General features: G+C 62.9%; 19 protein-coding genes. 3 read left to right on the top strand and 16 right to left on the bottom strand.

The annotated features are described in order from the left end of the window. Window positions 1–131: 131 nt before the first annotated feature. The 10 genes from AC5O5R_RS06810 to mtnA all read right to left on the bottom strand — a co-directional run bounded on the left by AC5O5R_RS06810 (window position 132) and on the right by mtnA (window position 14,215). On the bottom strand, window positions 132–1,562 hold the full coding sequence (locus tag AC5O5R_RS06810; protein ID WP_494515102.1) for an MBL fold metallo-hydrolase: 1,431 nt from the start codon (window positions 1,560–1,562) through the stop codon (window positions 132–134). Between the two features lie 99 nt (window positions 1,563–1,661). Next, window positions 1,662–1,925: a lipopolysaccharide assembly protein LapA domain-containing protein gene (locus AC5O5R_RS06805; RefSeq protein ID WP_172232333.1), complete on the bottom strand. Its 264-nt coding sequence runs from the start codon at window positions 1,923–1,925 to the stop codon at window positions 1,662–1,664. An 18-nt stretch (window positions 1,926–1,943) separates the two neighbouring features. Beyond that, window positions 1,944–2,240, bottom strand: a complete 297-nt coding sequence (gene ihfB, locus AC5O5R_RS06800) for an integration host factor subunit beta (RefSeq protein WP_494515101.1) — start codon at window positions 2,238–2,240, stop codon at window positions 1,944–1,946. A 477-nt stretch (window positions 2,241–2,717) separates the two neighbouring features. Beyond that, window positions 2,718–4,394 carry a 30S ribosomal protein S1 gene (rpsA, locus tag AC5O5R_RS06795; RefSeq protein ID WP_172230678.1) on the bottom strand — a complete coding sequence of 559 codons (1,677 nt, stop codon included), beginning with the start codon at window positions 4,392–4,394 and terminating at the stop codon, window positions 2,718–2,720. Between the two features lie 124 nt (window positions 4,395–4,518). Next, a complete protein-coding gene (gene cmk / locus AC5O5R_RS06790) occupies window positions 4,519–5,205 on the bottom strand; it encodes a (d)CMP kinase (RefSeq protein WP_172230675.1) in 687 nt (228 codons plus the stop codon). After that, complete coding sequence (locus AC5O5R_RS06785; protein WP_372242460.1) at window positions 5,202–7,409, bottom strand: bifunctional prephenate dehydrogenase/3-phosphoshikimate 1-carboxyvinyltransferase; 2,208 nt, start codon at window positions 7,407–7,409, stop codon at window positions 5,202–5,204. Before AC5O5R_RS06785 ends, cmk begins: the two co-directional genes overlap by 4 nt. A gap of 254 nt (window positions 7,410–7,663) precedes the next feature. Next, window positions 7,664–8,758, bottom strand: coding sequence for a prephenate dehydratase (pheA, locus tag AC5O5R_RS06780; protein WP_172286134.1), 1,095 nt, complete (start codon window positions 8,756–8,758; stop codon window positions 7,664–7,666). After that, the gene (serC, locus tag AC5O5R_RS06775) at window positions 8,758–9,843 is read right to left on the bottom strand and encodes a 3-phosphoserine/phosphohydroxythreonine transaminase (protein ID WP_172232397.1); all 1,086 of its coding nucleotides are present in this window, start codon (window positions 9,841–9,843) and stop codon (window positions 8,758–8,760) included. The genes pheA and serC overlap by 1 nt, the downstream gene beginning before the upstream one ends. 256 nt (window positions 9,844–10,099) lie before the next feature. Further along, a complete protein-coding gene (gene gyrA, locus AC5O5R_RS06770; protein ID WP_172286133.1) occupies window positions 10,100–12,862 on the bottom strand; it encodes a DNA gyrase subunit A in 2,763 nt (920 codons plus the stop codon). Window positions 12,863–13,138: 276 nt separating this feature from the next. Beyond that, window positions 13,139–14,215, bottom strand: a complete 1,077-nt coding sequence (mtnA, locus tag AC5O5R_RS06765; protein ID WP_172232536.1) for an S-methyl-5-thioribose-1-phosphate isomerase — start codon at window positions 14,213–14,215, stop codon at window positions 13,139–13,141. Window positions 14,216–14,325: 110 nt separating this feature from the next. On the opposite strand from mtnA, the gene ubiG reads away from it, so the two are divergent. From ubiG to AC5O5R_RS06750, 3 genes are all read left to right on the top strand, one after another. Continuing rightward, a complete protein-coding gene (gene ubiG, locus AC5O5R_RS06760) occupies window positions 14,326–15,024 on the top strand; it encodes a bifunctional 2-polyprenyl-6-hydroxyphenol methylase/3-demethylubiquinol 3-O-methyltransferase UbiG (RefSeq protein ID WP_172233371.1) in 699 nt (232 codons plus the stop codon). Window positions 15,025–15,026: 2 nt separating this feature from the next. Beyond that, window positions 15,027–15,698 (top strand): N-acetylmuramic acid 6-phosphate phosphatase MupP, encoded by a 672-nt coding sequence (gene mupP / locus AC5O5R_RS06755; RefSeq protein WP_172233374.1) that lies wholly within the window; start codon window positions 15,027–15,029, stop codon window positions 15,696–15,698. A gap of 69 nt (window positions 15,699–15,767) precedes the next feature. Beyond that, a complete protein-coding gene (locus tag AC5O5R_RS06750; RefSeq protein ID WP_494515100.1) occupies window positions 15,768–16,508 on the top strand; it encodes a YciK family oxidoreductase in 741 nt (246 codons plus the stop codon). A gap of 124 nt (window positions 16,509–16,632) precedes the next feature. Here AC5O5R_RS06750 and AC5O5R_RS06745 read toward each other — a convergent pair whose 3' ends face one another. The 6 genes from AC5O5R_RS06745 to AC5O5R_RS06720 all read right to left on the bottom strand — a co-directional run bounded on the left by AC5O5R_RS06745 (window position 16,633) and on the right by AC5O5R_RS06720 (window position 23,952). Continuing rightward, complete coding sequence (locus AC5O5R_RS06745; protein WP_172223449.1) at window positions 16,633–17,418, bottom strand: iron-containing redox enzyme family protein; 786 nt, start codon at window positions 17,416–17,418, stop codon at window positions 16,633–16,635. 30 nt (window positions 17,419–17,448) lie between these two features. Continuing rightward, window positions 17,449–19,908, bottom strand: a complete 2,460-nt coding sequence (locus AC5O5R_RS06740) for an EAL domain-containing protein (RefSeq protein WP_494515099.1) — start codon at window positions 19,906–19,908, stop codon at window positions 17,449–17,451. 133 nt (window positions 19,909–20,041) lie between these two features. Next, window positions 20,042–21,874: an ABC transporter ATP-binding protein gene (locus AC5O5R_RS06735; RefSeq protein ID WP_172286131.1), complete on the bottom strand. Its 1,833-nt coding sequence runs from the start codon at window positions 21,872–21,874 to the stop codon at window positions 20,042–20,044. Continuing rightward, the gene (locus AC5O5R_RS06730; RefSeq protein WP_172223460.1) at window positions 21,867–22,499 is read right to left on the bottom strand and encodes a DsbA family protein; all 633 of its coding nucleotides are present in this window, start codon (window positions 22,497–22,499) and stop codon (window positions 21,867–21,869) included. The genes AC5O5R_RS06735 and AC5O5R_RS06730 overlap by 8 nt, the downstream gene beginning before the upstream one ends. A 3-nt stretch (window positions 22,500–22,502) precedes the next feature. Then, window positions 22,503–23,435, bottom strand: a complete 933-nt coding sequence (gene trhO, locus AC5O5R_RS06725) for an oxygen-dependent tRNA uridine(34) hydroxylase TrhO (RefSeq protein ID WP_172223465.1) — start codon at window positions 23,433–23,435, stop codon at window positions 22,503–22,505. Window positions 23,436–23,655: 220 nt separating this feature from the next. Next, window positions 23,656–23,952: a BolA family protein gene (locus AC5O5R_RS06720; RefSeq protein ID WP_172223468.1), complete on the bottom strand. Its 297-nt coding sequence runs from the start codon at window positions 23,950–23,952 to the stop codon at window positions 23,656–23,658. Window positions 23,953–23,955 lie beyond the last annotated feature (3 nt).

Below are 23,955 nucleotides of genomic sequence, written 5' to 3'. Positions count from 1 at the left end.
ATCGAGGGCAGCAGCAAATAGCCATTAGCTTGATCAGCTCAAGCCTGGCGAAAAGCTCCGCGATCTGAGAGGAACGGCATAGCGATTAGTTCCCAAGCACACCAGAGTTTCTTCAGATTAGCATGTCGGTATCAGGGAATGCTTACCTCCAGTTCGTACCCGTTCTTCCGGGCTGCCCTCAGCAGGGCTTGGCTAACCGCCGCTTTCGCTGCTGCCTGGCCATGTACCAGATGAATTTTCACCGCTGGCCTGCAACCCTCGGTCGCAAACAATACAAGACCTTGTTGATCTGCATGCCCCGAATATCCCGGTAGTGTCCTGACTTTCGCCCGCACCTCATACATCTGCCCATCTAGGTCAACCTGCTCAACCCCTTGCGCAGCTTCACTGGCCTGTATAACCGCCCCAGGCGCCCCCTTCGCCTGATACCCCACAAACATCACCTCATGCCGTGCATCCCCCAGCATGGCCTTGAGGTAGTTGACGATACGCCCACCCGAACACATGCCGTTGCCGGCAATCACGATCGCTGGCCGCCCGGTACTCTTCAGGTAGTTGACCACCTGCTGGTGACGGGCATGGCTGTCCACGCTGATCAGCTGGCTGAAACCAAGCGGGTCGCGCCCTTCGACGAGGCGCGCCCTCGCTTCGGCGCTCCAATATTCATGCAGCTCGCGGTACACGCCAGTGATGCGCTGGGCCAAGGGTGAATCAAGGATAATCGGCAATTGTGACCAATTGAGGGGATCCTCCTCAGAGCCATGGCCGGCTGAGCCCAGCAAGGCCTTGCGGTGAAGAATGTCTTCGAGCTCGTACAGCAGCTCTTGGGTGCGGCCCAGGCTGAATGCAGGAATCAGGACAGTGCCCTGGTCGGCCAGCGCGCGGTCAATGGCAGCTTCCAGGCGCTGCCGTCGGTCACCTGCAGGTGGGTGCAGGCGGTCGCCGTAGGTGCTTTCGAGTACCAGCACGTCAGCCCGCTCCGGTGGCTGCACGGGCCGCAGCATGGGGTTGCTGCAAGCGCCCAGGTCACCGGAGAACACGTAACGGCTGTTGGCATGCTCCCGCTGGATATCACACTCGACATAAGCCGAGCCCAGCAGGTGCCCGGCACGCTGGAGGCGAATGCGGCAGGTCAGGCCGGGGCGTTCGAGCAGCATGTGCCAGCGCTCGAACGGCAGCGGCACGACAAGGCTGCGCACCAGGTCGAGATAACGCGCCACCAGCGCAGGCTTTCTGCTGATGCCCAGCCTGAAGGCATCTTCCAGCACCAGCGGCAATAAACGGGCGGAGGGCTCGCTGCACAGGATGGGGCCGCGGTAGCCAGCAGCCAGCAGTGCCGGGATCCGACCAACGTGATCAAGATGAACATGGGTGACGACCAGCGCCTGGATGCCTTGTACATCGAAACCAAGCGCCGCAGACTCGGCGCCTGGCGCGGCCTCGGCCCCCTGCTCCAGGCCGCAGTCGACCAGCAGGCTGCTGGACGGGGCAAGGTGCAGCTGGTGGCAAGACCCGGTGACGCCACGGGTACCGCCGTGATGGGAAAGGCTGGGGTATTGCATGCTGCACGCGTTCGCCTGAGCCGAAGAGGTGCCCTATTACCCCATGACGGCCGGCACATGCATAGGTGAGACTTTCCTATGTGTGCGTAGGAATTTTCGCTAGTTACCGCTCAACGCGGCCTGTCGGGCAGACGCCCTGATCTTGCGCTTGCTGCGCTGCACGCCGTAGGCACCTAGCAATGGCCCGACCGCCAGGCCGAGGACCAGGGCAGCCAACACCACCACGGCAACCGGCATGGCCGGGGCGACCCAGCCGAACAGGACCAACGACACGGTCTGCTGGTTTTCCAGCACAAAGAACAGCACCACAGCCGCCAACAGCAGCACAAACACCGCCGCCAGGGCGCGCTTGAGGTTACGCATCAGATTGCTCCTTGATGATCAGGCTTGCGCCTCGTCTTCTTCATTGACCCGGTCGCGCAGCTCTTTGCCGGGCTTGAAGTGCGGCACAAACTTGCCTTCGAGGCTGACCGACTGTCCCGTCTTGGGGTTACGACCCACACGAGGGGCCCGATAGTGCAGCGAGAAGCTGCCAAAACCGCGGATCTCGATGCGATCACCGGTCGCCAGGCACTGTGACATCTGCTCAAGCATGGTCTTGATGGCCAGCTCCACGTCCTTGGACGAAAGCAGCCCTTGATGGGTGACAATACGTTCGATCAGCTCCGACTTCGTCATATTTTTCCCTTCGTTATCAAGCAGCTAGATCATTGCTTAACCAGTTTGTAGCACGCCGGGAGAGATTTGAACAGGGTGGATCTTGACTTAATAAAAAAATTCAAGATTGAAGTAATTCAAGAATGGTCTACACCGTGAATCCCGGCCAAGCCGGTGCCATCCACCGCGACGCCTGATTCGCGGGTGAACCCGCTCTCAAAACGGGCGGTGTTGGCCGGATGTGAGCGTGAGCCTGCGCCATCTGTGTAGCACAGCCCGCAAACCCACCGCATTCGGCGATGGGCCGCGCAGCGGCCCCAACGTTTCAAGTCACTCAAAATTCGTCAGAATGGTGTCGCTTGCATGGGGGCTGCTTCGCAGCCCATCGCCGGCAAGCGCGGCTCCCACAGAGACCGCAGGATAGGCCGGCCCTAGAAATTCGCAGGCATAAAAAAAGGGCGACCCGAGGGTCGCCCTTTTTTACCGATCAAACAGAACTCAGTTCTGTTTGGCCATTGCTTCGCGCAGCAGCGCAGCCATGGTGGTGTCGGCAGCCGCTTCCGGAGCGTTTTTCAGGCTCTGGATGGCTTCGCGCTCTTCAGCGTCGTCTTTCGATTTGATCGACAAGCTGATAACGCGGGACTTGCGGTCAACGCTGATGATCTTGGCTTCGATCTCTTCACCTTCCTTCAGAACGTTACGCGCGTCTTCAACGCGGTCACGGCTGATTTCGGAAGCTTTCAGAGTAGCTTCGATGTCGTCGGCCAGAGTGACGATGGCGCCTTTGGCGTCAACTTCTTTCACGATGCCACGGACGATAGCGCCCTTGTCATTGACAGCAACGAAGTTGGAGAACGGATCGTCTTCCAGCTGCTTGATGCCCAAGGAGATGCGCTCGCGCTCTGGGTCGACCGACAGGATGACGGTTTCCAGCTCGTCGCCCTTCTTGAAACGACGTACGGCTTCTTCGCCGGTTTCGTTCCAGGAGATGTCGGACAGGTGAACCAGGCCGTCGATGCCGCCGTCCAGACCGATGAAGATACCGAAGTCGGTGATCGACTTGATGGTACCGGTGATCTTGTCACCCTTGTTGAACTGGCCGGAGAAGTCTTCCCATGGGTTGGACTTGCACTGCTTGATGCCCAGGGAGATACGACGACGCTCTTCGTCGATGTCCAGAACCATGACTTCCACTTCGTCGCCAACCTGAACGACTTTCGACGGGTGGATGTTCTTGTTGGTCCAGTCCATTTCGGAAACGTGTACCAGACCTTCAACGCCTTCTTCCAGCTCAGCGAAGCAGCCGTAGTCGGTGAGGTTGGTAACGCGCGCTTGTACGCGGGTACCTTCTGGGTAACGGGCAGTGATAGCTACCCACGGATCTTCGCCCATCTGCTTCAGACCCAGCGAAACGCGGTTGCGCTCACGGTCGAACTTCAGAACGCGTACGTCGACTTCGTCGCCAACGTTAACGATTTCCGACGGGTGCTTGATGCGCTTCCAGGCCATGTCGGTGATGTGCAGCAGGCCGTCGATGCCGCCCAGGTCCACGAATGCGCCGTAGTCGGTGAGGTTCTTGACGATACCTTTGACTTGCTGGCCTTCCTGCAGGGTTTCCAGCAGGGCTTCGCGCTCGGCGGAGTTCTCGGCTTCCAGCACGCTGCGACGGGAAACGACAACGTTGTTGCGCTTCTGGTCCAGCTTGATGACCTTGAATTCCAGCTCTTTGCCTTCCAGGTGGGTGGTGTCGCGCACAGGGCGGACATCAACCAGGGAGCCCGGCAGGAACGCACGGATGCCGTTAACGTCGACAGTGAAGCCGCCTTTAACCTTACCGTTGATAACGCCCTTGACCACTTCTTCGGCGGCGAAAGCTGCTTCCAGAACAATCCAGCACTCGGCGCGCTTGGCTTTTTCACGGGACAGTTTGGTTTCGCCAAAGCCGTCTTCGACCGCGTCCAGCGCAACGTGAACTTCGTCACCGACCTTGATGGTCAGCTCGCCAGCTTCGTTGTAGAACTGCTCGAGCGGGATGACGCCCTCGGACTTCAGGCCAGCGTGTACGGTAACCCAGTCGCCGTCGATGTCGACAACGATACCGGTGATGATCGCACCCGGCTGAAGATTGAGGGTTTTCAGGCTTTCTTCAAAGAGTTCTGCAAAGCTTTCGCTCATTTTAATTCCTGTAGATTCGGGCGAAACAGACGCCCATCGCCACATTCCAGACAATGTGGGTTTGTTTTAAGTAAAGGAAAGCCGGCAGGACGTTGACTGGTGCACCTGCCTGCTTTCCTGGCTATCAGGCAATGTCGCGTAATGCGATCTCGCTTCTGATACGTTGCAGCACCTGCTCGATGGACAACTCGGTAGAGTCCAACTGAATGGCATCGGCCGCTGGTCTCAGCGGGGCCACTGCGCGTTGGGTGTCGCGCTCATCACGCGCACGAATCTCATCCAGCAGACTCGACAGACTAACATCTTCACCCTTGCCCTTCAACTGCAGGTAACGGCGACGAGCACGCTCTTCTGCACTGGCAGTAAGGAAGACCTTCAACGGCGCGTCCGGGAACACCACGGTGCCCATGTCGCGGCCGTCGGCGATCAGGCCGGGCAGTTCACGGAAAGCGCGCTGACGCTGAAGCAGCGCATCGCGCACCGCAGGCAGTGAGGCGACCATGGAGGCACCGGCACCGACGGTTTCGGTGCGGATCACCTGGCTGACGTCCTCGCCTTCAAGGATCGTCTGCTGAAGCTTACCGGGCTCGGCCGCAATGAACTGCACATCCAGATGGGCGGCAAGCTTGGTCAGCAGCTCTTCATTGGTCAGGTCGACGCCGTGGTTGCTGGCGTTGAACGCCAGCAGGCGGTACAGCGCACCGGAATCGAGCAGCCGCCAGCCCAGCTCGCGTGCCAGTAGCCCGGCAACCGTGCCCTTGCCAGAGCCACTTGGCCCGTCGATGGTGATGATGGGTGCTTTCGAACTCACGACTTGCCCTCTTCTGCCACGCGAATGCCGACTTCTGCGCACAGCGCCAGGAAGTTGGGGAACGAGGTGGCGACGTTGGCGCAGTCATGAATGCGGATCGGCGCGCTGGCACGCAGCGAGGCGACGCTGAAGGCCATGGCGATGCGGTGGTCACCGTGGCCATGCACTTCGCCGCCGCCCAGCTGGCCGCCGTCGATGATGATGCCGTCCGGGGTAGGCTCGCACTTGATACCCAGGGTGATCAGGCCATCGGCCATGACCTGGATGCGGTCGGACTCCTTCACCCGCAGTTCCTCGGCACCACGCAGCACGGTGCGGCCTTCGGCGCAGGCGGCAGCGACGAACAGCACCGGGAACTCGTCGATGGCCAGCGGCACCAGGTTCTCAGGGATGTCGATACCCTTCAGCCTGGCACCGCGCACGCGCAGGTCGGCGACCGGCTCGCCACCCACTTCACGCTGGTTTTCCAGGGTGATGTCGCCGCCCATCAGGCGCAGGATGTCGATTACACCGGTACGGGTCGGGTTGATGCCGACATGCTCCAGTACCAGCTCGGAGCCTTCGGCAATGGACGCCGCCACCAGGAAGAACGCCGCCGAGGAAATGTCGGCCGGTACTTCGATGCGGGTTGCAGTCAGCTTGCCACCGGATTGCAGCGAGGCAACCGGCCCATTGCTTTCGACCGGGTAACCGAAGCCGCGCAGCATGCGCTCGGTGTGGTCGCGGGTAGGCGCAGGCTCGGTGACGGTGGTCTTGCCTTCGGCATACAGACCGGCCAGCAGCAGGCAGGATTTGACCTGGGCACTGGCCATCGGCAGCGTGTAGGTCAGCCCCTTGAGCGTGTGGCCACCGCGGATGGTCAGCGGCGGACGGCCTTCAGGGCCAGTCTCGACCACCGCACCCATTTCGCGCAGCGGGTTGGCCACACGGTTCATAGGGCGCTTGGACAGCGAGGCGTCGCCGGTCATGGTCACGTCGAACGACTGGCCGGCCAGCAGGCCCGACAGCAGGCGCATCGACGTGCCGGAGTTACCCACGTATAGCGGGCCGGGTGGTGGCTTGAGGCCGTGCAGGCCGACACCGTGAATGGTCACGCGACCATGGCTGGGGCCTTCGATGACCACACCCATGTCACGAAATGCCTGCAGGGTCGCCAGTGCATCCTCACCTTCGAGGAAACCCTCGACCTCGGTGGTGCCTTCGGCCAGCGAGCCGAGCATGATCGAGCGGTGGGAAATCGACTTGTCGCCCGGTACACGGATGCGTCCGGACAGGCGGCCACCTGGTTGGGCCAGGAAAATCAGATCGTTGGCGTTCATAGCGTCCACATAGGCCCGGCGGGCCAGGATTTTACTGAAATGCTCGCGGGCCACCCGAGCGCGGGTGAATACACCCAGCAGCTGGTGCCCGTCCCCTTCAGCGATCGCGTCGCGCAAGGCGTCGAGATCACTGCGATATGTATCAAGCGTGCGCAGCACAGCGTCGCGGTTGGCAAGAAAGATGTCATGCCACATGGTCGGGTCGCTACCAGCGATCCTCGTGAAATCGCGGAAGCCCCCCGCAGCGTACCGGAAGATCTCGAGGTTTTCATCGCGCTTGGCAAGCGAATCGACCAGGCCAAAGGCCAGCAGGTGCGGCAGGTGGCTAGTGGCGGCCAGCACTTCGTCATGGCGCTCGACCGGCATGTGCTCGACGTCTGCGTCCAGCGCACGCCACAGGCGGTCGACCAGGGCCAGCGCGGCTGGGTCGGTTTCCGCCAACGGCGTGAGGATGACCTTGTGACGGCGGAACAGCGCGGCGTTGGAGGCCTCCACCCCACTCTGCTCGGAACCGGCGATGGGGTGGCCCGGGACGAAGCGCGGCAGGCGCGCACCGAAGACGGCGCGCGCTTCACGCACCACGTTGCCCTTGGCGCTGCCGACGTCGGTAATGATGGCAGCGCCAAGGTCCAGCTGCGCCAGGCGCGTCAGGAGCTTTTCCATGGCCAGGATCGGCACGGCCAACTGGATAACGTCGGCGCCCATACAAGCGGCGGCGAGGTCTTCTTCGCAGCGGTCGACCACGCCCAGGGCCACGGCCTGCTTGCGCGAGGGGGCATCCAGATCGACACCGACCACTTCGCGGCACAGGCCGCTTTCACGCAGGCCCTTGGCGAACGAGCCACCGATCAGGCCGAGGCCGACCACGACCAGCCGGTTGATGATTGGCGCGGGTTTGGTTTTTGCTGCTTTTACCACTGGTGCGAACCCTGTTCAGAAATCTAGACAGCCTGTTAGGGCCATTGGGGCTGCTTTGCAGCCCATCGCCGGCAAGCCAGCTCCTACAGGGACCGTGCAAACCTGAAAGTTGCCCGGCCCCTGCGAGGCCACTGGGACACTGCAAACCTGCGAGCTTGCGCTGTACTTGTGGGGGCTGGCTTGCCGGCGATGGGCCGCAGAGCGGCCCCATTGGCCTTGAATCAAAGCACCGCCTTCGGATACGAGCCCAGCACCTTCAGCGCCACAGCCTCCTGGCTGATCTGCTCGAGCACCGCCTTGATCAGTGGGTCGCGGTGGTGGCCGACGAAGTCGATGAAGAACACGTAGGTCCACTTGCCGCTGCGCGAGGGGCGGGTCTCGATGCGGGTCAGGTCGATGCCGTTCTGGTGGAACGGCACCAGCAGCTCGTGCAACGCACCCGGCTTGTTGCTCATCGAAACAATGATCGAGGTCTTGTCGTCGCCGGTCGGCGGCACTTCCTGGCTGCCGATCATCAGGAAGCGCGTGGAGTTGTCCGGGCGGTCTTCAATCTTCTCGGCCAGGCGGGTCAGGCCATACAGGTTGGCCGCCATGTCACCGGCGATCGCCGCCGAATTCCACTCGCCCTTGACCCGTTTGGCGGCCTCGGCGTTGCTCGACACTGCCACGCGCTCCACGTTCGGGTAGTGCGCGTCCAGCCACTTGCGGCACTGGGCCAGCGACTGGGCGTGGGAGTAGATGCGGGTGATGCTGTCGGTCTTGGTGTTCTCGCCCACCAGCAGGTGGTGGTGAATACGCAGCTCGACTTCGCCGCAAATCACCATGTCGTGCTCGAGGAAGCTGTCCAGGGTGTGGCTGACCGCACCTTCGGTAGAGTTTTCCACCGGCACCACACCGAAGTTGACGGCACCGGCCGCCACTTCACGGAACACTTCGTCGATGGCAGCCATCGGCCGGCTGATTACCGCATGGCCGAAGTGCTTCATGGCCGCTGCCTGGGTGAAAGTACCTTCAGGGCCCAGGTAGGCGATTTTCAGCGGCTGCTCCAGGGCCAGGCACGACGACATGATTTCGCGGAACAGCCGCGCCATCTCTTCGTTGCCCAGCGGGCCCTTGTTGCGTTCCATCACGCGCTTGAGCACGGCGGCTTCACGCTCGGGGCGGTAGAAAACCGGCTTTTCGCCAGCTGGCAGCGAGGCAGTCTTGACCCGCGCCACTTCTTCGGCGCAACGGGCGCGGTCACTGATCAGCTCGAGAATCTTCTCGTCAAGGCTGTCGATGCGCACGCGCAGCGCCTTGAGTTCCTGTTCGGACATCAGCCGTGCTCCTTCTCGAATTCGGCCATGTAGCCAACCAAGGCTTCCACAGCCTCGAGGCCCAAGGCGTTGTAGATGGAAGCGCGCATGCCGCCCACCGAGCGGTGGCCCTTGAGGTTGAGCAGGCCGCGGGCATCGGCGCCAGCGAGGAAGGCCTTGTCCAGGCGCTCGTCAGCCAGGCGGAACGGCACGTTCATCCACGAACGGGCGTTGACGCTGATCGGGTTGGTGTAGAAATCGCTGTTGTCGATGAAGCCGTACAGGCGCTCTTTCTTGGCGCGGTTGCGCTGCTCCATGGCGTCGACGCCACCCTGCTCTTTCAGCCACTCGAAGACCAGGCCCGAGAGGTACCAGGAGTAGGTGGCCGGGGTGTTGTACATCGAACCGTTGTCGGCCGAGACCTTGTAGTCGAGCATGGTCGGGCAGCTGCTGCGGGCGCGGCCCAGCAGGTCTTCACGCACGATCACCACCACCAGGCCGCTCGGGCCGATGTTTTTCTGGGCACCGGCGTAGATCAGACCGAACTGTGACACGTCGATCGGGCGCGAGAGGATATCGGACGACATGTCGACCACCAGCGGCACGTCACCGGTCTGCGGCACCCAGTCGAACTGCAGGCCACCGATGGTTTCGTTGGACGCATAGTGCACGTAGGCCGCATTGCTGGTCAGGTTCCACTCGTTCTGGCCCGGGATGGCCAGGTAGTCGAACGGCTTGGCGCTGGCGGCGACGTTGACGTTGCCGAAGCGGCGCGCTTCCTCGATGGCCTTCTTCGACCAGATGCCGGTCTCGATGTAGTCGGCGGTGCCGTTTTCCGGCAGCAGGTTCAGCGGGATTTCGGCGAATTGCTGGCTGGCGCCGCCCTGCAGGAACAGCACCTTGTAGTTGGAGGGGACGGACAGCAGGTCACGCAGGTCCTGCTCGGCCTTTTCGGCGATGGCCACGTAATCGTCGCTGCGATGGCTCATCTCCATCACCGACAAGCCCTTGCCGTGCCAGTCCAGCATCTCGGCCTGGGCGCGCTGCAAGACAGCGTCAGGAAGCGCGGCAGGGCCTGCGCAGAAGTTAAAGGCTCGTTTGCTCACATCCACTCTCGCTCTGCCAAATGGTACAAATTCTAAATTCAGTGCTGACCCGATGAATCTGTGTCACCTGCCATGGGCCTGCCCTGCAGGCCATCGCCGGCAAGCCAGCTCCCACAGGGAACGCACAAACTTCAGGCTGGCGCTTTACCTGTGGGAGCCTGGCTTGCCGGCGATGGGCCGTACAGCGGCCCCAAAGGCCTGCTGTCATCAGTCAAACGGGGCGACCTTGGTCGCCCCGTTCGGGTTTTACGCTTGCTTATTCCTGCGGGGCCTCTTCGGCACCAGCAGCTTCATCGTCGGGCGCATCGGCCTCGACGCCCTCCTCGTCGTTCTCGATCACATCATCGAGCTCTTCCTCGGATGGCTCCTGGATACGCTCCAGACCTACCAGCGTCTCGTCGGTCGCCAGCTTGATCAGGGTCACGCCCTGGGTGTTGCGGCTGAGGCTGGACACCTCGCCAACCCGGGTACGCACCAGCGTGCCCTGGTCGGAGATCAGCATGATCTCTTCGCCTTCCTGCACCTGGATGGCACCGACCAGCAGGCCGTTGCGCCCTTTGGTACCCATGGCGATCACGCCCTGGCCACCACGGCCGCGACGCGGGAACTTGGACAGCGGGGTGCGCTTGCCAAAGCCACGCTCGGAGGCGGTAAGGATCTGCGCGCCGGACTCGGGGATCAGCATGGAGATGATCTGCTGCCCCTTGCCCAGCTTCATGCCGCGCACGCCACGGGCGGTACGGCCCATTTCGCGCACCACGCTTTCAGCGAAGCGGATCACCTTGCCGGCGTCGGAGAACATCATGACTTCCTTGGCACCGTCGGTGATGGCCGCAGCAATCAGGGTGTCACCTTCTTTAAGCTTCAGGGCGATCAGGCCGTTGGAGCGCGGGCGGGCGAACTGCACCAGCGGGGTCTTCTTGACGGTGCCGGAGGCAGTGGCCATGAAGATATACGCGCCGGTCGGCTCTGCCACCCACTCCGGGGTATCGCCTTCTTCTTCGTCGACTTCTTCAGGCTCTACCAGCTCACCTTCGAGCACGGTGTCATCGGCGTCTTCCAGTTCTTCGTCGAGGTCGGCGTTCTGCTGCAGGGCCTCGAGGTCGATCTGCAGCATGGCGGTGATGCGCTCACCCTCCTCCAGCGGCAGCAGGTTGACCAGCGGGCGACCACGGGCAGCACGCGACGCTTCCGGGATTTCGTAGGTCTTCTTCCAGTACACCTTGCCCTTGCTGGAGAACAGCAACAGGGTGGCGTGGCTGTTGGCGACCAGCAAATGCTCGATGTAGTCCTCGTCCTTCACACCGGTCGCCGACTTGCCCTTGCCGCCACGGCGCTGAGCCTGGTAGGCCGACAATGGTTGGGTCTTGGCATAGCCACCGTGGGAGATGGTCACCACGCGCTCTTCTTCCGGGATCATGTCGCCGTAGTTGAGGTCGTGGCTGGCATTGAGGATTTCAGTGCGACGCACATCGCCGTACTCGGCGCGGATCGCTTCCAGCTCTTCGCGGATCACTTCCATCAGGCGCTCGGCGCTGCTGAGGATGCGGATCAGCTCGCCGATCTGCTCGAGGATTTCCTGGTACTCGGCCAGCAGCTTCTCGTGCTCCAGGCCGGTCAGGCGGTGCAGGCGCAGGTCGAGGATGGCCTGGGCCTGTTCCGGCGACAGGTAATACTTGCCTTCGCGCAGGCCGTACTGCTCCGGCAGGTCTTCAGGGCGGCAGGAATCGGCGCCGGCGCGCTCGACCATGACCTGCACGGCACTGGATTCCCACGGCGTGGTGATCAGCGCTTCCTTGGCCTCGGACGGCGTCGGCGAAGCCTTGATCAGGGCGATGACCGGGTCGATGTTGGACAGCGCGACCGCCTGGCCTTCAAGGATATGGCCGCGTTCGCGGGCCTTGCGCAGCTCGAACACGGTACGCCGGGTCACCACTTCACGGCGGTGACGGACGAACGCTTCAAGCAGGTCCTTGAGGTTGAGCAGGCGCGGACGACCGTCGATCAGGGCAACCACGTTGATGCCGAACACGCTCTGCAGCTGGGTTTGCTGGTAGAGGTTGTTGAGCACCACCTCGGGCACCTCGCCGCGACGCAGCTCGATGACGATGCGCATGCCGTCCTTGTCGGACTCGTCACGCAGCTCGGTGATGCCTTCGATCTTCTTCTCTTTGACCAGCTCGGCGATCTTTTCGATCAGGCGCGCCTTGTTCAGCTGGTACGGCAGCTCGGTAATCACGATCTGCTGGCGGCCACCGACCTTGTCGATGTCTTCGATTTCGGAGCGGGCGCGCATGTAGATGCGGCCCCGGCCGGTGCGATAGGCCTCGATGATGCCCTGGCGACCGTTGATGATGCCGGCAGTCGGGAAGTCTGGCCCGGGGATGAACTGCATCAGCTCATCGATGGTGACTTCCGGGTTGTCGATCAGCGCAAGGCAGCCGTCGATGACCTCACCGAGGTTGTGTGGCGGGATGTTGGTCGCCATGCCCACGGCGATACCGCTGGAGCCGTTGACCAGCAGGTTCGGGATACGGGTCGGCATGACCGCCGGGATCTGCTCGGTGCCGTCGTAGTTGGGCACCCAGTCGACGGTTTCCTTGTGCAGGTCGGCCAGCAGCTCGTGGGCCAGCTTGGTCATGCGCACTTCGGTGTATCGCATGGCCGCAGCGTTGTCGCCGTCCACCGAACCGAAGTTGCCCTGGCCGTCGACCAGCAGGTAACGCAGCGAGAACGGCTGGGCCATACGCACGATGGTGTCGTAGACCGCAGTGTCGCCGTGCGGGTGGTACTTACCGATCACGTCACCGACCACACGGGCGGATTTCTTGTACGGTTTGTTCCAGTCGTTGCCCAGTTCGCTCATCGCATAGAGAACGCGACGATGCACGGGCTTCAAGCCGTCACGTGCATCGGGCAGCGCTCGCCCGACAATCACGCTCATCGCGTAGTCGAGGTAAGACTGTCTCAGTTCGTCTTCGATATTGACCGGGAGGATTTCTTTGGCCAGTTCGCCCATGAGAAGCCTGATTCCTTTTTCTGGTGAAACTTCGCAGCTCCATCAAGGGCCGAACGAAGCTCGCCGCCGCAGCGTATAAGCGTGCGACGACTTACGACAAATCAATGAGTTGTGCCATGGATCTGCGCAATGAAGGCCGCCGTGATGGGCGGTCTTGGAAACTGCCGGATGTTACCACAAAGGCGGGGCAGTGGGGAGATGTGGCGGGTAGCAAGAAGTGGGTTTGAATCTTGATTTTTTGTTGCCTGTGCCCCCGCGAAGAGGCCGGCACAATTATCAATGCAACCGCTTGCGACACATCAACTGCGCCAGCTTGGCCGTATCCGGACGCTCGACAATCCCGCGCTCGGTCACAATTACATCGATCAGGTCAGCCGGGGTCACATCGAATACCGGGTTGAACACTTCGACATCCGGCGCCACCCGGGTACCGGCATAGTCCAGCAACTCATCGGCCTCACGCTCTTCCAGCGGAATCTCCTCGCCAGTAGCCAGGTTGAGGTCGATGCTGGTGCTCGGCGCGACCACCATGAACCGCACCCCATGGTGCATGGCACTGACCGCCAGCTGGTAGGTGCCGATCTTGCTGGCCACATCGCCGTTTGCGGCAATGCAGTCCGCCCCCACCACCACCCAGGTAATGCCCTTGCTTTTCATCAGGTGAGCCAGCGCCGAGTCGGCGCACAAGGTCACCGGGATGCCTTCGTTGGCCAGCTCCCAGGCGGTCAGCCGCGAGCCTTGCAGCCACGGACGGGTCTCGCCGGCATATACCCGCTCGACCATGCCTTCCAGATAGCCCGCGCGAATCACCCCCAACGCGGTGCCGAAACCGCCACTGGCCAGGGCACCGGCGTTGCCGTAGGTGAGCAGGGCCTGGGCATTGCCCTGGTGCCGGCGGATCAGCTCGATGCCGTACTGCGCCATCGTCAGGTTGGCTTCACGGTCGCTTTCATGAATGGCCACGGCTTCGGCCTCCAGCGCCCGCAGCACGTCTTCGCCCTGGCGCAGCCGCAGCAGGCGCTCGCGCATGCGGTTCAGCGCCCAGAACAGGTTGGCGGCGGTGGGGCGCGCCTCGGCCAGGCTGAGGAAGTCTTCTTCGAGGTCCATTTCCCAGTCACCGCCCTCGGCCAGCCGCTCTTCCAGCGCCAGCACCAGGCCGTAGGCTGCGGCAACGCCGATGGCCGAGGCGCCGCGCACCGCCATGTCGCGGATGGCTGCGGCCACCTGCGCGACATTGTCGCAGGCCAGCCAGCGCTCCTCGGACGGCAACAGGCGCTGGTCGAGCAGGTGCAGGACGCCGCCCTGCCAGCGGATCCCGGTCACCTTCTCCGCCGCCAAAAGTCGCTCGCGCATCGCCTCTCCCCGTCGTTCGGATATCAAAAGCCGGCGATTATAGCGACCCTCGGCCCTGAGCGCTCGGGTATACTCCTGCGCAATTTTGCGAAGTTTCAGAGGACTGTTCAATGAGCAACGTCGACCGCGCCGAAATCGCCAAGTTCGAAGCGCTGGCCCACCGCTGGTGGGACCGCGAAAGCGAGTTCAAGCCGCTGCACGAAATCAACCCGCTGCGCGTCAACTGGATCGATGAACGCGCCAGCCTGGCCGGCAAGAAAGTGCTGGACGTGGGTTGCGGCGGCGGCATCCTCAGCGAAGCGATGGCCCTGCGCGGCGCCACGGTGACCGGTATCGACATGGGCGAGGCGCCCCTGGCCGTGGCCCAGCTGCACCAGCTGGAATCGGGCGTGCAGGTGGACTACCGGCAGATCACCGCCGAAGCCCTGGCCGAAGAAATGCCCGAACAGTTCGACGTGGTCACCTGCCTGGAAATGCTCGAGCACGTGCCCGACCCGTCTTCGGTGATTCGCGCCTGCTACCGCATGGTCAAGCCCGGCGGCCAGGTGTTCTTCTCCACCATCAACCGCAACCCCAAGGCCTACCTGCTGGCCATCGTCGGCGCCGAGTACATCCTCAAGATGCTGCCCCGCGGTACCCACGACTTCAAGAAGTTCATCCGCCCGTCCGAGCTGGGCGCGTGGAGCCGCGATGCCGGCCTGCAGGTGAAGGACATCATCGGTCTCACCTACAACCCGCTGACCAAGCACTACAAGCTGGCCAGCGACGTTGACGTCAACTACATGATCCAGACCCTGCGCGAGGAATGAGCATGCGTTTGCGAGCAGTACTCTTCGACATGGACGGCACCTTGCTCGACACGGCGCCGGACTTCATCGCCATTTGCCAGGCCATGCTCGCCGAACGCGGCTTGCCGGCCATTGACGACCAGCGCATCCGCGACGTGATTTCCGGGGGCGCCCGTGCCATGGTCGCCGCCACCTTTGCCATGAACCCGGAGGCAGAAGGCTTCGAGGCCCTGCGCCTGGAGTTTCTGGAGCGCTACCAGCGCGACTGCGCGGTGCACAGCAAACTGTACGACGGCATGGCCGAGCTGCTGGGCGACATCGAGAAGGGCAACCTGCTGTGGGGCGTGGTCACCAACAAGCCGGTGCGCTTCGCCGAGCCGATCATGCAGCAACTGGGCCTGGCCGAGCGTTCGGCGCTGCTGATCTGCCCGGACCACGTGAAAAACAGCAAGCCCGACCCCGAGCCACTGATCCTGGCCTGCGCCACCCTGGGCCTGGACCCGGCCAGCGTGTTGTTCGTCGGTGACGACCTGCGCGACATCGAGTCTGGCCGCGATGCCGGCACCCGCACGGCGGCCGTGCGCTACGGCTATATTCATCCAGAGGACAACCCCAACAACTGGGGTGCCGACGTGGTGGTGGACCACCCGCTGGACCTGCGCAAAGTGATCGACAGCGCGCTGTGCGGCTGCTGAACCCCGCCTAGACCGCAGCACAGTCCCCGTGGGAGCGGTGCTGCGCCAACGAACACGAAGGACAGAACCATGTTCGACTACACCGCCCGCCCCGACCTGCTGCAAGGCCGGGTCATCCTGGTTACCGGTGCCGGCCGCGGCATTGGCGCCGCTGCTGCCAAGGCCTACGCCGCGCTGGGCGCCACTGTGCTGCTGCTGGGCAAGACCGAGGCCAACCTGAACGAGGTGTATGACCAGATCGAAGCCGCCGGGCATCCGCAGCCGGTGGTGATCCCGTTCAACCTGGAAACCGCCCTGCCCCATCAGTACGACGAGCTGGCCGTGATGATCGAGGACCAGTTCGGCCGCCTCGACGGCCTGCTCAACAACGCCTCGATCATCGGCCCGCGCACGCCGCTGGAGCAGCTGTCGGGTGAAAACTTCATGCGGGTGATGCACATCAACGTCGATGCCACCTTCATGCTCACCAGCACCCTGTTGCCGCTGCTGAAACTGTCGGAAGACGCCTCGGTGGTGTTCACCAGCAGCAGCGTCGGGCGCAAGGGGCGGGCTTACTGGGGCGCCTACGGGGTGTCGAAGTTCGCCACCGAAGGCCTGATGCAGACCCTGGCCGATGAACTGGAGGGTGTGGCGCCGGTGCGCTCCAACAGCATCAACCCGGGCGCCACGCGCACGGCGATGCGGGCCCAGGCTTACCCCAGCGAAAACCCGCACAACAACCCGCTGCCCGAAGAGATCATGCCGGTGTATGTATACCTGATGGGGCCGGACAGCAAGGCGGTGAATGGGCAGGCGCTGAACGCCCAGTAAAGCTTTTGCCTGTCCGGCCCCTATCGCCGGCAAGCCAGCTCCCACAGGATCACCTCAAGCCAGGGCAATGTGGGCCCCCTGTGGGAGCTGGCTTGCCGGCGATGGGGCCGGCACAGACGAACGGTCAGCCCGCCGCCAACGCCGGGCGCATACGCCCCTGCTGGCGCCCTTCCAGCTGCATGCACCGCTCCAGGAACAGGTACATGCAGTCATAACTCTTGCAAATCGCCCGGCGCAGCTCGGTTCGCAAGCCCAGGGTCGGGTTCTCGCCAGCCAGGGTACAGATGATCTCCAGCGCCTCCCACGGGTGCGCATCATCGTACTGGGCGTGCATCTTCAGCCACTTCATCGCCCGCTTGCGCTGATCCTCCGGGAACCCCTGCGCATAGGTATCGGTAGAGCACACCACCGCCGACCATTCGCCGGTCGCACCTTCGATGGCATAGTTGGTGGCCGCCATGGAAATGGCCAGGTTCTCGGTAGCGCACACGCGCCAGCACCAGTCGTTCAAGCCGTTCAGCTCGGGCGGCACTTCCTGCGCCTGCAACTCGTGCAGGTGCACGCCGTGGGCCTGGCACCAGTTCACCCAGTAGTCGGCGTGGTTGAGCTCGACACGGATGTTGCGCATCAACCAGCGCCGCGCCATGTCTTCGCCCTGATGCCGGCCGTAGCGGGTCTTGGTCAGGTTATGGGCCATGTACAGCGAGAACTGCTCTACCACCGGCCAGCCACCGATCAGGTACTGGCGGATGGTCGACTGCTTCAGCTGGCCATCGCGAAGGCGCGTGTAGAACTCATGCTCGACCACCCGGCGCTTGCTTTCTCGGCAGTCTTCAATCAGTTGCTGGGCCCATTGGGGGTAGCTGGCGGGGTCCATCAAAGGCCCGATACGGATGAATGCATCAATCACTTTCAGCTCCTTGATCCTTGTGATTTCTAGCTAGCGAAAGGTGCCAGGCGCCCGCTGCAACAGAGGCCGGGCGGCGATCCGTTGGCGCTGCAGACTGTCACAGGTGAACACCTGAGGGCGTTCGATCAGGTAGCCCTGGGCGTAATCCACGCCTATTTCCTGCAGGGCCTGCTCGATCAAGGGTGTTTCGACAAACTCGGCAATGGTGCGCTTGCCCATCACATGGCCGATGTGGTTGATGACCTCGACCATGGCCCGGTTGACCGGGTCGTCGAGCATGTCCTTGACGAAACTGCCGTCGATCTTGAGGAAATCCACGGGCAAATGCTTGAGGTAGGCGAACGAGGACATGCCGGCGCAGAAATCATCGAGCGAGAACCTGCAGCCCAGCCCCTTTAACTCGTTGATGAAGCGGATAGCGCTGCCCAGGTTGGCAATGGCGCTGGTTTCGGTGATTTCGAAACAGATCATGCGCGGCGGAATGGCGTACTCGACAAACAGCCGCTGCAGGTATTCGAGGAACTTGTCGTCACCAATGCTCGACCCCGAAAGGTTGATGGCGCAGATCGACAACGGCCCTTCGCGCCCTTCGTCCAGGCACTGGCGAATGACCTGGAACACATTGCGCACCACCCAGCGGTCCAGCGCGGTCATCAGGCCATAGCGCTCCGCCGCCGGGATGAAGCTGCTGGGCAGGATGGTGCGCCCGCTTTCATCGTGCAGGCGCAACAGGATCTCGATATGGCCCGGGCCTTCGAACGATTTCAGCGGGGCGATTTCCTGCGCGTACAGGCAAAAGAGGTTTTCTTCCAGGGCCACATGCAAGCGCTGGATCCAGGCCATTTCGCCAAAGCGCATGGACAGCTCGCTGTCGTCGGCGTGGTACACCTGCACGCGGTTGCGGCCCTTCTCCTTGGCCATGTAGCAGGCCATGTCGGCGGCGCGCAGCGAAGTCTCCAGGGTGCCGGGCGCCTGGGCCATGTGCACCAGGCCGATGCTGACCGTGGTGACGAACGGCCGGCCTTTCCAGACAAAGTGCAAACTCTGCACCATCTGCCGCAGTTGCTCGGCAATGCGCTCGGCCTGGTCGGGCGGGCAGTTTTCCAGCAGCACGCCAAATTCGTCGCCGCCCAGCCGCGCCAGGGTGTCGCCTTCGCGCAAGCCGGATTGCAGCACGGCGCAGATGTGCCGCAGCAACTCGTCGCCGGCGGCATGCCCGCAGGTGTCGTTGACCAGCTTGAACTGGTCGAGGTCGAGGAACATCAGCGAATGCCGCCCAGCCTGGCGCGCCAGGCCATTGAGCGCCTGCTCCAGGCGGTATTCGAACTCGCGGCGGTTGGCCAGACCGGTCAGGGCGTCGTGGGTGGCCTGCCAGGACAGGTTGGCGATGTACTGGCGCTCCTGGGTCATGTCGTGCAGCACCAGCACCATACCGCTGACCTGGCCCTCATTGACGATTGGCGAGCCCACCAGGTTGATCGACACGGTGCTGCCATCCAGGCGCTGGATCAGCCGGGCATGCTCGGCGCCGCCCTTGAGGCTGCCGCTAAGTACCTGCTCGACCAGGCTGCGGCCATCCTCCTCGGCATGTTCGTCAACCAGGCTGAACAGCGCCGACAGCGGCAGTCCCTGGGCCTGGCCGGCCTGCCAGTGGGTCAGTTGCTCGGCGGCCGGGTTCATGTAGCCGATGTAGCCCTCCACATCGGTGGTAATCACCGCATCGCCAATGGCCTGCAGGGTGATTTGCGCGCGCTCTTTTTCTTCCTGCAGAGCGCTGGCGAAGGCCTGCCGCTGGGCCAGCAGCTTGCTCGAACGACGCCAAGCGATGGCAATCAGAAACAGCGCGGTCAGCAGGTTGGTGATCAGCAGCACCCGCAGCAGCATGCGCGAGCCTTCGCCCAAGGCATCGCTGAACGCTTTCGCGGCCGGCGTGACGCCTTCGTTGATGGCAACGATACGGGCCTGCCAGTCATCGACCGTGCGCGCATCCACCGGCGGGCCGCTGCTGAAGCGCTGGCGCACTTCGCCGGCCAGTACATCCAGCTTGGCCAGGTACTCGTCGCCAATGTTCCAGAAGTCGATGGCGGTCTGCATGTAGCTGACGTTACGGAAGTTGCGGTAGAACCAGATGATCCGCTCGACATCGTCGGGGTGGTTGCCACCTTGCAGCACAGCCTGGCGCGCGGCGTCCAGGTCGGGCCGCGGGTGGTCCAGCACTTCGCGCACCTGCTGGTCGCCCTGGGGCACGGTGATGGCCTGGCGATAGCGCTGATAGGTGCTATCGTCGCGGTTTTCGGCATACAGGGTGAGGTAGTAGATGGCGTCTTTCTGCGCCTTGGACCACAGGCTTTCGCCCGCAACATAGGCGCGCACGGCCGAGAGCGTATAAAGACTGAGGCTGCCCAGCGCCACCTGGAAGACCACGACGGCGATGAAGGGCCAGGTAATGCCGAGCAACTTTGGCGCTTCTAGAGTGCGATGTCCCTTCATGGAGTCCCTGTCACAGAGCAGATAAGGCGCAAATCAACCCAGACAAGCACAGCGTAGGCCATTTGCCATCTTCGTGGAGGGGATTTTTATGACAGAAAACCGGGAATTTGTACGGCCTGTGCTGGCTTGAGGTTCAGCTCTGCTGGAGATGTCCGTAGAGCTTGGCATACAGCCCACCGTCGGCAATCAGTTGCTGATGGTCACCGTCTTCGGCCACATGCCCGCCATCGAACACCAGCACCCGGTCAGCCTGCTTCACCGCCGACAGCCGGTGGGCGATGATCAGCGTGGTACGGCCGCTGAGGAAGCGCGCCAGGGCCTGGTGCAGGTTGTACTCGGTAGCGGCGTCCAGGGCCGAGGTGGCCTCGTCGAGGATCACCACCTTGGGCTCGGCCAATACCATGCGGGCAATTGCCAGGCGCTGGCGCTGGCCACCCGACAAACGCACACCCGAGCGCCCCACCACGCTGTCCAGGCCCTGCGGCAAGGCGGCGATGGTGGCATCCAGCTGGGCAATGCGCAGCGCCTGCCAGCAAGCCTCGTCACTGCAATCGCGGCCCATGCTCAGGTTGGCACGCACGCTGTCGTTGAACAGCGACGGGTGCTGCAACACCACTGCGACGTTTTCACGCAGGGTTTCCAGGCCGATTTCCTGCAGGCTGGCACCGCCAAAGCGGATGGTGCCGGCCTGGGCGCTGTAAAGCCCCAGCAACAGCTGCACAAGGGTGCTCTTGCCACCGCCGCTGGCACCTACGATGGCCACTTTTTCGCCCGGGGCAATGGACAGGTCGAGGTGCTCCAGCACCGGTTCGTCGGCATAGGCAAAGCGCAGATCGCGCACATCGATACCCACTGTCTCGCGCCCGGCGAACGGGTCGCTGGCAGCCGGGTATTGCGGTTCGTCGGCCCGCGCCAGCAGCTCGTTGAGCCGGCTCAATGCGCCGCCAGCGGCATAGTAGGCGTACTGCAGGTTGAGCAGCTGCTCCACTGGCCCGATCATGAACCACAGGTAGCTGAACACTGCCAGCATCTGCCCGATCGACAGGTCGGAGAACAGCACGGTCAACATGGCCGCAGCCCGGAAGATATCGATGCCGAACTGGAACAGCAAGCCACTGGCACGGCCGCTGGCGTCGCTCTTCCATTGCGAATCCACGGCGAAGTCGCGCACTTCGCGGGCACGCAGGCCCAGGCGGCCGAGGAAGTAGCCCTGGCGGTTGCTGGCGCGGATCTCCTGGATGGCATCGAGGGTTTCGGTCAGCGCCTGAGTGAAGCGTGCGGTGCTGTCGTTCTCGAGCTTTTTCAGGTGCTTGACGCGCTTGCCCAGCTGTACGGTGAAATAGATCACCAGCGGGTTGAACAGCAAGATCAGCAGGGCCAGCTGCCAGTGCATCCAGATCAGGATGGCCGCGGTGCCGGTCAAGGTCAGCATGGCCACCAGGAAGCGGCTGAGGGTTTCGCCGACGAACTTGTCGAGGGTGTCCAGGTCGGTGACCAGGTGAGTGGTGACCGTGCCGCTGCCCAGGTCTTCGTATTCCTTCAGCGAAATCCGCTTCAGCCGCTCGATCAGGCGAATGCGCAGGCGGTACACGATGTCCTTGGCCAGACCCGCGAACAGCTTGGCCTGGACCACATTGAACGCCAGCGCCGCCAGGCGCAGGCAAAGCGTGAGGCACAGCATCAAGCCGATGTAACCGGCCGCTACCTGCCAACCGGACGGCAGCAGGTTGTTCATCCATTTCAGCGCGGCATCACCATGACCCAGCAGCACTTCATCGACCAACAGTGGCAGCAGCAACGGAATGGGCACGCTGCAGCACGCTGCCAGTACGGCGATGAGGTTGGCAGACCAGAGGTTTTTCTTGTGGTGCAGGGCCAGACGGCGAATTTCCGCCCAGCTCAGTCGATCGGCCGCAGCGCAAGGCTTGCCCGGTACCGGGTCGGGTGACCCAGGCACATCAAGCACAGGCGGCCTGCTGCAACCAGCGGCCAAGCAACGGCTGCAGGCTGTCCAGCGGCTGGTAGCCGTTGGTCAGCAAGGCCAGCTGGCCGTGGCGCTCGGCCAGCAGGGTCGGGAACCCGGCAATGCCCAGGTCCTGGGCCCAGCTGAAATCGGCAGCGGTCGCGGCGCGCGTGTCGGCGCCGGCGAAGGCCTGGGCGAACACGGCGCGGTCGAAGCCCGCCTGTTCGGCCAGGTCGACCAGCTGCGGCGCGGTGGTCACATCCATGCCTTGCTCATAGAACCCGCGCTGGATCAGCGCCAGCAACGGCCAGACGCGCTCGGCGTCCAGCTCGCGGGCCGTGACCAGGGCGCGGCAGGCAGGCTCGGTGTCGTAGACGAAACCGTCGGGCATGGCACCCTCGAAACGGAACGGCTGGCCGGTCGCTTCAGCCACCGCCTGCCAGTGTTCGAGGATGTACTTGCGGGTAGAGCTGTCCAGCGCGCTGCCGCCGGTGCGCAGCCCGCCTGGCACCACACGGGTGGGCACGCCGGCCTCACGCGCCTGGGCGATCAGGGCCGCGGCCACTGGCGCGAAACCCCAGCACCAGGAGCACATCGGGTCCATCACATAGATCAGGCGTGCAGACATGCATCAGGCCTCGGCTTTGTAGTTGAAACCGATCGGGTGCGGCAGGTTGCGCGCCTTGGCCAGTTCGATCTGCTTCTGCCGGTCGATGGCACTGCGCCGGGTCTTTTCGCTCAGGGTGTCCCAGCAATGCGGGCAGCTGACACCTGGCGAATAGTGCTCGGACGCGCGCTCCTCTGCATTGATCGGGTGGCGGCAGGCGTGACACTGGTCGTACTCGCCTTCGCTCAGGTCATGGCGCACCGTGACGCGGTTGTCGAAGACGAAGCAGTCGCCGTCCCACAGGCTTTGTTCCTGAGGCACTTCTTCGAAGTATTTCAGGACGCCGCCTTTAAGATGATAGACCTCCTCGAAGCCTTCACCGAGCATGTAGCTGGAAGCTTTTTCACAACGAATGCCGCCGGTGCAGAACATGGCAACCTTCTTGTGCTTGCTCGGGTCAAAGTTGGCCTTGATGTACTCGGGGAACTCGCGGAAGGTTTCGGTCTTGGGATCGAGGGCGCCCTTGAAGGTGCCGATGGCCACTTCGTAGTCGTTGCGGGTGTCGATCAGCAGCACTTCAGGGTCGCTGATCAGGGCGTTCCAGTCCTTGGGCTCGACGTAGGTGCCGACGGCCTGGTTCGGGTCCACGCCCGGCACGCCGAGGGTGACGATCTCTTTCTTGAGCTTGACCTTGGTGCGGTAGAACGGCTGCTCGTCGCAGTACGACTCTTTATGGTCGACGTCGACCAGGCGTGGGTCGGTGCGCAGCCAGGCCAGCAGGCCATCGATGCCTTCGCGGGTGGCCGACACGGTGCCGTTGATGCCCTCATGGGCAAGCAGCAGGGTGCCTTTGACGTTGTTGTTTACCATGGCCTCGAGCAGCGGCTCGCGCAGCTCGACGTAGTCTTGCAGGGTGACGAACTTGTACAGCGCCGCGACGACGATCGGTTGAGACATGAAGCAGGATCTCCAGGTGGGTGCCCTCGTAAGGGGCGGACCGGGTTGTGCAAAAAACAGGGGGCCGCTGTGCGGTCCATCGCCGACAAGCCAGCTCCCACAGATACTGCACCACTCTCAAGTAGGGCGCTTTACCTGTGGGAGCTGGCTTGCCGGCGATGGGCTGCACAGCAGCCCCCTTTTGGGATGTAGCGAATTCTACCAGAACAACAGCAAGGTTTCAGTGCCCGCCGCCCGCGCACACCGGCGAGGCCGGTGCAACACCGACCTTGGCCCACTCTTCGCCGGTATAGGTATGAATGGCCAGGGCATGGATCTGCCCCATCAGCTCACCCATGGTGGCGTACACCTTCTGGTGGCGCTTGACGCTGCTCAACCCGGCAAACTGCTCGCTGACGATCACTGCCTTGTAGTGGGTCTCCTGACCACGACTGTGCATGTGACTTTCATCGAGCACCTGCAGATGTTGCGGCGCCAGGGCTGCCAGCTGCTGTTCGATACGCTGTTGCATGGTCATTGC

Source organism: Pseudomonas sp. 8_5_2 (assembly GCF_059295255.1).
This window is presented reverse-complemented; position numbering and strand designations above follow the sequence as displayed.

What these genes read in the sequence shown, in the direction of transcription:
- AC5O5R_RS06810 (WP_494515102.1), bottom strand. Translation starts at nt 1,562, where the DNA reads ATGCAATACCCCAGCCTTTCCCATCACGGCGGTACCCGTGGCGTCACC.
- AC5O5R_RS06805 (WP_172232333.1), bottom strand. Translation starts at nt 1,925, where the DNA reads ATGCGTAACCTCAAGCGCGCCCTGGCGGCGGTGTTTGTGCTGCTGTTG.
- ihfB (WP_494515101.1), bottom strand. Translation starts at nt 2,240, where the DNA reads ATGACGAAGTCGGAGCTGATCGAACGTATTGTCACCCATCAAGGGCTG.
- rpsA (WP_172230678.1), bottom strand. Translation starts at nt 4,394, where the DNA reads ATGAGCGAAAGCTTTGCAGAACTCTTTGAAGAAAGCCTGAAAACCCTC.
- pheA (WP_172286134.1), bottom strand. Translation starts at nt 8,758, where the DNA reads ATGTCCGAACAGGAACTCAAGGCGCTGCGCGTGCGCATCGACAGCCTT.
- gyrA (WP_172286133.1), bottom strand. Translation starts at nt 12,862, where the DNA reads ATGGGCGAACTGGCCAAAGAAATCCTCCCGGTCAATATCGAAGACGAA.
- mtnA (WP_172232536.1), bottom strand. Translation starts at nt 14,215, where the DNA reads ATGCGCGAGCGACTTTTGGCGGCGGAGAAGGTGACCGGGATCCGCTGG.
- ubiG (WP_172233371.1), top strand. Translation starts at nt 14,326, where the DNA reads ATGAGCAACGTCGACCGCGCCGAAATCGCCAAGTTCGAAGCGCTGGCC.
- mupP (WP_172233374.1), top strand. Translation starts at nt 15,027, where the DNA reads ATGCGTTTGCGAGCAGTACTCTTCGACATGGACGGCACCTTGCTCGAC.
- AC5O5R_RS06750 (WP_494515100.1), top strand. Translation starts at nt 15,768, where the DNA reads ATGTTCGACTACACCGCCCGCCCCGACCTGCTGCAAGGCCGGGTCATC.
- AC5O5R_RS06740 (WP_494515099.1), bottom strand. Translation starts at nt 19,908, where the DNA reads ATGAAGGGACATCGCACTCTAGAAGCGCCAAAGTTGCTCGGCATTACC.
- AC5O5R_RS06730 (WP_172223460.1), bottom strand. Translation starts at nt 22,499, where the DNA reads ATGTCTGCACGCCTGATCTATGTGATGGACCCGATGTGCTCCTGGTGC.
- trhO (WP_172223465.1), bottom strand. Translation starts at nt 23,435, where the DNA reads ATGTCTCAACCGATCGTCGTCGCGGCGCTGTACAAGTTCGTCACCCTG.
- AC5O5R_RS06720 (WP_172223468.1), bottom strand. Translation starts at nt 23,952, where the DNA reads ATGACCATGCAACAGCGTATCGAACAGCAGCTGGCAGCCCTGGCGCCG.